Origin of the sequence: Flavobacterium collinsii, assembly GCF_902804485.1 — a bacterium.
Classification (GTDB): Bacteria; Bacteroidota; Bacteroidia; order Flavobacteriales; family Flavobacteriaceae; genus Flavobacterium; species Flavobacterium collinsii.
The window spans coordinates 176,341-187,389 of the sequence record NZ_CADCST010000072.1; the positions used below are offsets into that span (position 1 = coordinate 176,341).

Sequence of the window (11,049 nt, forward strand, 5' to 3'; positions counted from 1 at the left end):
ATATGACAAAATATAAATTCATATTAAGTGGTGGTGGTACAGGTGGGCATATCTATCCTGCAATTGCTATTGCAAATGAATTAAAATTGCAATTTCCTGATGCTGAGTTTCTTTTTGTAGGTGCCAAAGATAAAATGGAAATGCAGAAAGTACCTCAGGCAGGTTACGAAATTAAAGGGCTTTGGATTGCAGGTTTGCAAAGAAAGCTGACATTACAAAATTTGATGTTTCCGTTAAAACTGGCAACAAGTTTGCTGGAGTCAAGACGAATTATAAAACAGTTTAAGCCAAATGTGGTGATTGGTACAGGAGGTTTTGCCAGCGGACCTTTACTGCAGGCAGCTGGATCGGCTGGAATTCCAACAGTTGTTCAGGAGCAGAATTCGTTTCCGGGAATTACAAATAAATTGCTGAGTAAAAAAGCAAATGCAATTTGTGTAGCCTACGAAAATTTGGAACGTTTTTTTCCAAAAGATAAAATCGTTCTGACCGGGAATCCGGTTCGCCAGGATTTGATTGACATCGAGAGCAAACGTGCGGAAGCAATTGCTTTTTATGGTTTAGATCCGAATAAAAAGACATTGTTGGTTTTAGGTGGGAGCTTAGGAGCGAGAAGAATCAATCAATTAATTGAAAAAGAATTGCAAAAAATTCTTTCACAAGATGTTCAGGTAATCTGGCAATGTGGAAAATTATATTTTGAAGAATATAAAAAGTACAATCAGCAAAATGTTAAGGTGATTGATTTTATTGAAAGAATGGATTTTGTATATGCAGCTGCAGATGTGATTATCTCACGTGCAGGAGCATCATCGGTTTCGGAATTGTGTATTGTAGGGAAACCGGTAATATTCATTCCGTCGCCTAATGTAGCCGAAGACCATCAGACTAAAAATGCACAGGCTATTGTAGAGGCTAAAGGAGCTATTTTACTGAAGGAATCAGAATTAGATAATGAATTTAGTATTGTTTTTGAAGCTTTGCTTAAAGATGAAGGAAAGCAAAAACAATTAAGTGCAAATATTAAGAAATTGGCCATGCCAAAAGCAACACAGGCAATTGTTGCAGAGATTGTGAAGCTGATTTAGCTGTAGGCAGTAAGCTTTAAGCTTTAAGCTTATCCTAAAGATTAAAGTGCAAAAGAGAATAAATAATAAAGACAAAAGTGGAAGGCTTATAGCCTATAGCCTATTGCTTAAAGCAATAAAAAAGCAAAAAAAGAAATGAATTTAAATCAAATACAAAACGTCTATTTTATTGGTATTGGAGGCATCGGAATGAGTGCTCTGGCCCGCTATTTTAAAAATATAGGGAAACAGGTTTCCGGTTACGATAAGACACCATCTATGCTGACAAGCGAGTTGATTGAAAGCGGTATTGATATTCATTTTGAAGATAATATTGGTTTAATTCCAAAGGACTATTATACCGAGAATACATTGGTGATTATTACACCGGCTGTACCCAAAACACATTCTGAATGGAATTATTTTACAGAAAGAGATTATGTGGTTAAAAAACGCGCTGAAGTTTTAGGGATTATCACTAAAGACACGTTTTGTTTTGCTGTAGCAGGAACACATGGAAAAACTACAACCTCAAGTATTTTAGGGCACATTTTGTATGAAAGCGGGGCAGATGTCACTGCTTTTGTGGGTGGAATTGTAGAGAATTATAATTCGAATCTAATCGGAGAAGGAAAAACAGTAACCGTAGTAGAGGCAGATGAATTTGACCGTTCGTTTTTGCACTTACATCCTAATATTGCCTGTATTACTTCAATGGATGCAGATCATTTGGATATTTACGGAACCAGTGATGCTATTGAAGCTTCGTTTGTCGAATTTGCTTCAAAAGTAGAAGATAAAAATAACTTGTTTATAACCAAAGAACTGCCGCTTGAAGGAGTTCAGTGTGCTATAAATGAAGAAGCAGTATATAAAGCTTTTAATGTTCGTATTGATAACGGAAGTTATGTTTTTGACGTGCAGACACCATCAGAAGTCATGACGGACCTGCGTTTTGGATTGCCTGGAAAGCACAATTTAATGAATGGACTGATGGCTATTGCAATGGCTAAAACGTTCGGCACCCCGACCGACTCCATTGCAAAGGCCATTGCTTCATTCAATGGAATCAGAAGACGTTTTTCGTATCAGATTAAGTCTGAAAATTTAGTTTATATCGATGATTATGCACATCATCCAACAGAGATAAACGCTGTTCATCAGGCTGTTAGTGAATTGTATCCGGGGCGAAAAGTTCTGGCGATTTTTCAGCCACATTTGTTTAGCAGAACAAGAGATTTTGCAGATGGATTTGCTGAAAGTTTGTCTCAGTTTGACGAAGTATTTTTAATGGATATTTATCCGGCACGTGAATTACCAATGGAAGGGATTACATCGGAATGGCTGTTGGGTAAAATGACAAATTCGAATAAGAAAATTGTTGCAAAAAATGATTTATTAGCGGAGATCAAAGCCAGTGATGCGCCAATAATTGTGACAATAGGAGCTGGTGATCTTGGTGAAATGGTTCCATCAATCAAAAAAATGCTGAATGAAAATATTTAATTGGACAAATATTCGATTAGTACTCATTTTAGGGCTTGTTCTTTTTTTATATTCTTTCGCGCAACATCGAAATGGAGATAGAAAACTGAAGAAATCTATGGTTGTTTTTGTAGGAGAAAATACGCTTTTTGTGAAGCCTGAAACGGTTAATAAATTGTTGATAGAAAATAAAAGAGATGCTTCCAGTATTAGAAAAGATGAGTTAGATTTGAATAAGATAGAGAAAACCCTCGATGCGCAAGACATGATTGAGAAGTCAGATGTTTTTGTAAGTATCGATGGCGTTCTAAAAGCAGTAGTAAAACAGAAGACACCAATAGCGCGAGTTTATGATGGTGATCAGTCTTTTTATATTGACTATGAGGGGAATAAAATGCCTTTATCAGACAATTATACTGCGAGAGTTCCTCTTGTTTCGGGGGCAATTAATAAAAAAAATAACGAAGATTTAGCTGCTTTATTTCGCACAATTTATGACGATGCGTTTTTGAAAAAAAACATCATTGCAATACAAATTATGCCTAATGGCAGCTTAAAAATGTTTAATAGAAATTATAATTACTTCATCGATTTTGGGAGAACGATGAATGTTGATAAGAAATTTAATAACTATAAAGCCTTTTTTCAAAAAGCGGTTTTAGATAGTTCGTTATACAAATACAATAAAATTGACCTTAGGTTTACGGAACAAGTAGTTTGCACAAAATAATAGAAAATGGAAAAAGATAACATTGCAGTAGGTCTAGATATTGGAACAACCAAAATAGTTGCCATGATAGGCAAGAAGAATGAGTATGGTAAACTGGAGATTTTGGGTATTGGAAAATCCAAAAGTTTGGGAGTCGCGAGAGGAGTTGTAAACAACATCACACAAACGATTCAATCGATTCAGCAAGCAATACTTGAAGCAGAAAATAATTCAGGTTATAAAATTAAGGATGTGGTTGTGGGGATTGCCGGACAGCACATCAGAAGTATTCAGCATACAGATTACATCAGCCGTAATAATCCGGAAGAAGTAATTGGTGAAAAAGATATTCAGCTTTTGATTGACCAGGTTAATAAACTGGCCATGTTACCGGGAGAAGAAATTATACATGTTTTGCCACAAGAGTTTAAAATTGACGGGCAATCTGAAATTAAAGAGCCTATCGGAATGTACGGTGGTAGATTGGAATCCAGTTTTCACGTAGTGGTAGGACAGGCTTCTTCGATCAGAAATGTTGGAAGATGTATTCAGAGTTCGGGAATCGAATTATCCGGACTAACACTAGAACCTTTGGCTTCTGCCGATGCGGTTTTAAGTCAGGAGGAGAAAGAAGCCGGAGTAGCGTTAATTGATATTGGTGGCGGAACAACAGATTTGGCCATTTTTAAAGATGGTATTATTCGTCATACCGCTGTAATTCCTTTTGGAGGAAATGTTATTACAGACGATATTAAAGAAGGCTGTTCAATTATTGAAAAACAAGCAGAGCTTTTAAAAATAAAATTCGGATCGGCCTGGCCGGGAGAAAATAAAGACAACGAAATTGTTTCTATCCCGGGATTAAGAGGAAGAGAGCCAAAAGAAATTTCGCTTAAAAATTTGTCTAAAATTATTCATGCCCGTGTGGTGGAGATTGTAGAACAGGTTTTTGCAGAGATTAAGGCTTACGGACACGAAGATCCTCGTAAAAAGTTAATTGCCGGAATCGTTCTTACAGGTGGAGGTGCTCAACTAAAACACATTAAACAATTAGTAGAGTATATTACTGGTATGGATACCAGAATTGGATATCCAAATGAGCACCTGGCAGGAAATTCCAGCGAAGAAATTTCCAGTCCGTTATTTGCAACCGCAGTTGGTTTAGTAATGAACAGTATCGAAAATAGTACGCAAAGTGCTGTTAGAATGGAGATTGTAAATGATCAGCCAAAAGTGGTTTACAGAAATGTACCGCCACAGCAACAACAGCCGGTACAACAGCGATACGAAGTAGAAGAAAACTACGTTGAAAGAGTAGAAACTATTGAAGAAACCAGAGAAGTTCGAAACAACAACTCAAAGGAAGAATCTACAGAAACAAAAATAAGAAGATCATTTTTTGACCGATATGTCGATAAAATCAAAGATTTTTTAGACAACGCAGAATAAAATAATAAGAGAAAAGGACTTACTTTTTGCCCCAGATCAAGAAGTAAAAAATGTATTAAATAAGAATTTCAAAAACCAAAAAGATGATGAGCAACTCAGAATTTGGAAGTATTTCATTTGATTTACCAAAAAACCAATCAAATGTTATCAAAGTAATAGGTGTAGGTGGAGGTGGTAGTAACGCTATCAACCATATGTTTAAACAAGGTATTAAAGGCGTAGATTTTATCGTTTGTAATACCGATTCACAGGCACTGCAGAACAGTTCGGTACCAAACAAAATTCAGTTAGGTATGAACTTAACAGAGGGTCTTGGAGCAGGAGCAAATCCTGATGTAGGACAACAGTCTGCTATAGAAAGTATCGCTGATATCGAGAAAATGTTAGACCGTGGTACTAAGATGGTATTTATTACCGCTGGTATGGGTGGTGGAACAGGTACCGGTGCAGCTCCGGTAATTGCACAATTGGCGAAAGAAAGAGAAATCTTAACTGTTGGTATTGTTACCATTCCGTTTCAGTTTGAAGGGAAGGTACGTCAGGAGCAGGCTCTTTTAGGAATCGAAAAATTGCGTAAGCAGGTCGATTCGTTAATTGTGATCAACAATAATAAATTAAGAGAAGTATATGGAAATCTTGGTTTTAAAGCCGGATTCTCTAAAGCGGATGAAGTTTTAGCAACTGCCTCGAGAGGTATTGCCGAGGTAATTACGCACCACTATACTCAAAATATCGATTTACGTGACGCTAAAACTGTTCTTTCGAATAGTGGAACAGCGATCATGGGATCTTCTGTTGCCGAGGGAGAAAACAGAGCCAAAGAAGCTATTATTTCAGCATTGGATTCTCCGTTGTTAAACGACAATAAAATTACAGGAGCCAAAAACGTATTGTTGCTTATCGTTTCTGGATCAAATGAGATTACTCTGGATGAAATCGGTGAAATAAACGATCACATTCAGGTAGAAGCAGGTTACAATGCCAATATTATCATGGGAGTTGGTGAAGACGAAACTCTTGGTGATGCTATCGCTGTAACTATTATTGCGACAGGTTTTGATGTTGAACAACAGAATGAAATCGTTAATACAGAGCCTAAGAAAATCATTCATACCTTAGAAGATGAGCAAAGAAGCGTTCATAATCTAACAAATAAATCAGTTACTTCTTTTGATTTAACAATCGATACACCAACGAGTAAATCAGAAGAAAAAATTGTTTTTGAATTAATGGATGATGAAGATACGGTTGCTCCCGTAACACCTACTCCGGTTGTGCCAGTTGCAGTTACTCCATTTGAAGTTGCTCCGGTTGCAGTTGCTCCAACTATCAATCAGGAAGAATTAGTGGTAATGTCTGAGTTTATCAAAAATCTTGACGTTACTTTTGAAATTGTTTCGCCTATAACGGATATTGATTTTACAATTACAGCTCCACAGGCAGAAGTTTTTCAGGATGTAAAACCTGTTCAGCAAGTACAACAAAGAACATTCGAAAGAGAAGAGCAAACGACATTCTCATTTGATTTGCCAATCTTCAGATCAGAGCCTGAAGTGAGAAAAGAACCAGTTGTCGAAGAAACTAAAATCTTATTCGAATTAACTAATGAAACCCGTAACATTAAAGTGAATGATCCGGTTTCATTTGTACCGGTAACGGAACTTTCTGATAAGGGAATCATCAAGTATTCTTTAGAAGAGTACATGGAGGTTGAAAACGATTTAATGACCTCAAAACCGGTTGAAAAAGTGGTAGAAGAAGTAATTCCTGAGGAATTGAATATCACCATGAAACCAAGACCTGATTTTGCTACAGATGCCGATTATTCAACAACGGCTAATGTTTCTCCGATGGAATTGACAATCGAAGAGACTTTACGTTTAAGAGCGGAAGAAAGAAGAAAAAAATTAAAAGAATTTAATTATAAATTCCATAATAATGTGTCTAGAATTGATGAACTGGAAAAAGAGCCTGCTTACAAAAGATTAGGTATCGATTTGTCTAATTCACAATCAAATAACACCAATTCAAGAATTTCGGTTGGAACAGATAGTAACAATGATTTACAATTGCGCTCCAACAATTCGTTTTTGCACGACAACGTAGATTAATTTTAGAATCATAATAATTAGGATAACCCGAAAATTGGATTTAATTTTCGGGTTATTTTTTTTATCTTCGCACAGAATTTAAAATTTGACTTCGTAAACAGGTTTTTAAAGTGAATCTTGATGATGCGTTAGGGCGAAGACAACATTATAGTTTAAATGTAATTTAGCAATCGATAAGCCTGGCTTATTTAAATAAAAGTAAAAAATGAGTTTACAGACACTAATCATGGACGAGATTAAAACCGCCATGAGAGCAAAAGATACAGTAGCATTAGAAGCATTAAGAGCGATTAAGTCTGAAATGTTATTGGCTGCAACGGCTTCAGGTTCTAAAGAAGAATTAACGGAAGACGATGAAATTAAATTGCTTCAAAGATTGGTGAAAACCCGTAAAGAAAGCGCCAGAATTTTTACCGAGCAAAACCGTCCTGATTTAGCAGAACCGGAATTGGCTCAGGTAGCAGTAATCGAGAAGTTTTTACCAGCTCAGTTAAGTGAGGAAGAAGTAGAGGCAGTAATAGCAAAAATCATTGCTGAAACTGGAGCTTCGGGAATCGCTTCAATGGGTAAAGTAATGGGATTGGCTACTGCACAATTGGGCGGAACAGCTGAAGGGAAAACCATTTCGGCAATTGTAAAAAAAATATTGGTATAAAAACAATATAAATTCCAATATTTAAAATTCCAAGTTCCAATCCTAAAACTGGAATTTGAAATTTTAATATTTTTGACCACGTAGTTCAACTGGATAGAATATCAGATTTCGGCTCTGAGGGTTGGGGGTTCGAACCCCTCCGTGGTCACTAAAACAAAAGCCTGAGAATGTATGTTCTCAGGCTTTTTTTATGGCTGGAACTTTGTCACAGATCTTAATTTAAGAGGTCTGATAACTTTAAAAAATAAAAAGGTTTTGTTTGACTTTCTTAACTTTGTGCATACATCCCAATACTATTAGTTAAGAAGCCATTATAGATCAAAACGAATGACAAAGGAAGAGTCTGTTAAAGAGTACTATTTTAGAATCAATAAAAGCATCGATTATATTAAAGAAAACCTTCAGGAGGAGCTTTCTTTAGAGAAATTGGCTGATCTTTCTAATTTCTCAAAATTTCATTTTCATCGAATTTTCAAGTCAGTAACAGGAACGACTATCAATGAGTTTATTAAAAACGCAAAGATAGAAAGAGCGCTATTTTTCTTAATGAACAATCCTTCAAAAACGATTAGCGAAATAGCCAATGACTGCGGCTTTTTGAGCATTTCGTCTTTTTCAAGAAGTTTCCGCGAAGTCAGACAGATGACGCCAACAGAATGGCGAAAACTACATCAAAATAGCAATATTGGTATAATAGATAGCAATATTGGAAAAATGCAGTCCGAAATCGAAAACTACCTTGCACTCAAATTAAATAATTTAAAAAATATTGAAATGAGTGAAACAATGAAACTTGATTTTGAAATTAAAAAACTAGAGGCATTTAATGTTATTTACATCCGAAACCTCAATATTCAAAAGCATGATAGCAAAACATTTGAAGAGATGTTTAAGCAGCTTTTTAGCTGGGCTTCTCCTCGAAATTTAGTAAACTTTCCTGAAACCAAAGCGCTAACTGTTTACAGAAGCAATGCTAATTTAGAAGGAAAGCTTCAGGCTGATGTTTGTTTGTCTGTTCCCAAAAGAATAGTGGGCGAGGGGGTAATTGGCAGTACGGTAATAAGCGGGGGCCTATATGCTATTTTTCATAAAGAAGCGCCAATGTCTGAATGTTTTAAAACCTGGAATTATATTTACGAAGTATGGTTTGAAGAAAATGGCTATCAACCGGACAACAGGAATTTCTTTTTAAGTCATTTAAATGATCCGAAACTACATCCTGAGAACCTTCACATTATTGATATTTACATCCCCATAAAATTACTATGATACCGGTAAAAATGAAATTAATTTAAATTAAATGGAATGAAATTGTCATTTAGGATCTCCTTTTCTCTGACGGGTAATGGTTTGCAGTTTAATTTTAGAATAAAGTATTTATAATCGTATTCTATATCGTCGGGATCATATTTAAAATTTATAAAAACAAAACGCCTTTAAAATAAGGCGTTTTTTTATGCTTTTTCTCCGTGGAGTTATATTTTCTCTGGAGCATCTTTTTGTTGGTTGTACGGTTGCTTATAGGGTTTCTATGTTATTGGTGTCAATGTACTGCTGTACTTTTAAAAATAAATCATCGCAGCCTTTTATAATTTCGGCACGTTGGTCTCTTACGGTGCTCCAGTGTCTGCTTGTTTTTCTGAGGGACAAAGCCGTAAATTCGACTGAAAAGGCAGGGCATTTTTTAGAGAGTTCCTGAAAAACGACACCTTCGCCAGTTCCCGAATTGTAGCCTTCCTGAGTCTTGCAGTTAGCTCCCTTTGAAAAATACGTTAAAAAACCATTTTCCGGATTGGCTTTATAGCTTTGATAAATCGTTTTGAGCATCGGGTCTCCAATACTGCTGATCGCATTGTAGCTGGTTTGAAACAATCCTGCTTCGGCTTCTTCTGCTTTAGGATTAATGATGTCTCCTTTTTTGTTTCTTTCCGCTCCAACGCAATGTCTTCCTGAACTTTCAAGCATCCCCATGCCCATCATTAACACAAAAACATGGCGAAGGGTATCTGCTTCATTTTGGTCATTATCCATGCCATTGTCCTTAAAAATGGAATTGTAAAGAGTTAAAGAGTCCTTTTTGGGATCTGTGCCTGGTTTTTTGGCCATTTCCTTTACGATGGGATCCCCTTTTTTTAGTTTGCAGTACACTCTTCCATACGTTAAAGCCATACCTTGATAGTAACCAATTGGAGCGATTCCCTGGCCCTCTTTCCAATAATAACGTACAACGTCCAGACCTTTAACTATATTGGCAATGTCGTCATAAACCGAATTACTTTGTGGGGCATCAACAGGAGCCAAATACTGGAGCGATACCCAGCCAGTTGTTTCACCGTGTTTTACTTTTGCCCATTCCTTATCTCCGGAAGTTTCAATATAGCTTACAACATCTCCTTTAAACAAATCTCCAATTTTATTGTCGGTTGTTTTTTCCGGACTTTTTCGTATTCGTACCCCATCGCCTGTAACTAAATAAGTCTTTGCATTTGTAGTAGTGGTCGGAGGGACAGCTGGCGTATTGGGAGCAGCAATTCTGTTTTTTAAAATAACAAACCAGGCTTTAGAAGTGTCTGTTAAAAAGCCATTATCGTCTATTTTAACGTTTTTTAAGCTTACAGAATTCTCTACATTACCGCCAATCACTTTTAAGGTATTTCCTTTTTTATCTACGACAAGATCAGAATGAGAGGGGTAACTGTTCGTCGTACTGTCGTAATTAATAGTTCCGACAGAATCTTCTCTGAGGTAACATATTAAATCTCCAATTTCCGGTACATAGTCAGAAAGTCTATACCCCCAAAAACCATAAGCGGTATCCTCTTTTTGTTTGGCGATTATGGCTTTTCGGATGTAAGCGGAATGTTGCGCATTATAAAGAAAACGACTTTCGGCTCCGGCTGTTTTCATGATATACGAAATGAATGCGGCCGACCATGGCTGGTCAACATCCTTGCCGTCAAGATTTGTATTTACACCCATTTTCCAATAGGTACCAACTCTTTGGTAATAATTGTTTTCGGTTTCCCGATGTCCGATTTTTTCAAAAACAGGTATTGATTTACCGTTTTTGTCTTTCTCGTATCGGAGAATTTCCTGCATCCCGAAAAATTCCCATTCTTCTTTTGCAATACTGATAAGTTTTTCTCTAAAAGCCATATGGTTTGAATTTAGTAGTTACGTTGAAAAGAATTGTAGATAAGTAGTTGACGTGGGGATATTCTTTTATAAGGAGGGTGATATTTCTTGTAAAGAATTGAAATGTAGTATTTTATATAAAATTAATCAATTGTAGGACGTTTTACAACGAGTGTTTATACCTGATTTTGAGTAAGATATAAAAGGAGAATACAAAGAACGAAGAAAAGTAATAGCGGATGCGGATTGGCTCTTAAAACAAAAACCTGTTTCGTTTGGAAACAGGTTTTTTAATTTTTTTGATTTGTCTAGTCCTGAAATAGCGATACACAAAAAGTATCATTATGGAAGTACCTCAAGAAATACGCTATGTAAAGCGTACACAAAAAGACTACTCTATGTCTTTTAAATTACAAGTTGTTCAGGAAATAGAACGCG

General features: G+C 36.2%; 8 protein-coding genes and 1 tRNA gene. 8 read left to right on the top strand and 1 reads right to left on the bottom strand.

Translation table 11 applies throughout. The features are described from left to right. The first annotated feature begins 2 nt into the window (after positions 1–2). The 8 genes from murG (at position 3) to FLA105534_RS08385 (ending at position 8,745) form a co-directional block, all read left to right on the top strand. Positions 3–1,088, top strand: a complete 1,086-nt coding sequence (murG, locus tag FLA105534_RS08350; protein WP_173965556.1) for an undecaprenyldiphospho-muramoylpentapeptide beta-N-acetylglucosaminyltransferase — start codon at positions 3–5, stop codon at positions 1,086–1,088. Positions 1,089–1,223: 135 nt separating this feature from the next. Then, the gene (murC, locus tag FLA105534_RS08355) at positions 1,224–2,573 is read left to right on the top strand and encodes a UDP-N-acetylmuramate--L-alanine ligase (protein ID WP_173965557.1); all 1,350 of its coding nucleotides are present in this window, start codon (positions 1,224–1,226) and stop codon (positions 2,571–2,573) included. After that, positions 2,560–3,282: a cell division protein FtsQ/DivIB gene (locus tag FLA105534_RS08360; RefSeq protein ID WP_173965558.1), complete on the top strand. Its 723-nt coding sequence runs from the start codon at positions 2,560–2,562 to the stop codon at positions 3,280–3,282. Before murC ends, FLA105534_RS08360 begins: the two co-directional genes overlap by 14 nt. Before the next feature lie 6 nt (positions 3,283–3,288). After that, on the top strand, positions 3,289–4,710 hold the full coding sequence (gene ftsA / locus FLA105534_RS08365) for a cell division protein FtsA (protein WP_173965559.1): 1,422 nt from the start codon (positions 3,289–3,291) through the stop codon (positions 4,708–4,710). 83 nt (positions 4,711–4,793) lie between these two features. Then, positions 4,794–6,821, top strand: coding sequence for a cell division protein FtsZ (ftsZ, locus tag FLA105534_RS08370; RefSeq protein WP_173965560.1), 2,028 nt, complete (start codon positions 4,794–4,796; stop codon positions 6,819–6,821). Positions 6,822–7,026: 205 nt separating this feature from the next. Then, on the top strand, positions 7,027–7,476 hold the full coding sequence (locus FLA105534_RS08375; protein WP_173965561.1) for a GatB/YqeY domain-containing protein: 450 nt from the start codon (positions 7,027–7,029) through the stop codon (positions 7,474–7,476). A 74-nt stretch (positions 7,477–7,550) separates the two neighbouring features. Continuing rightward, positions 7,551–7,624 (top strand) — tRNA-Arg (locus tag FLA105534_RS08380). 179 nt (positions 7,625–7,803) lie between these two features. Further along, positions 7,804–8,745, top strand: coding sequence for an AraC family transcriptional regulator (locus tag FLA105534_RS08385; protein ID WP_173965562.1), 942 nt, complete (start codon positions 7,804–7,806; stop codon positions 8,743–8,745). A gap of 249 nt (positions 8,746–8,994) precedes the next feature. Here FLA105534_RS08385 and FLA105534_RS08390 read toward each other — a convergent pair whose 3' ends face one another. Beyond that, positions 8,995–10,632, bottom strand: coding sequence for a DUF2272 domain-containing protein (locus FLA105534_RS08390; RefSeq protein WP_173965563.1), 1,638 nt, complete (start codon positions 10,630–10,632; stop codon positions 8,995–8,997). Between the last annotated feature and the right edge of the window lie 417 nt (positions 10,633–11,049).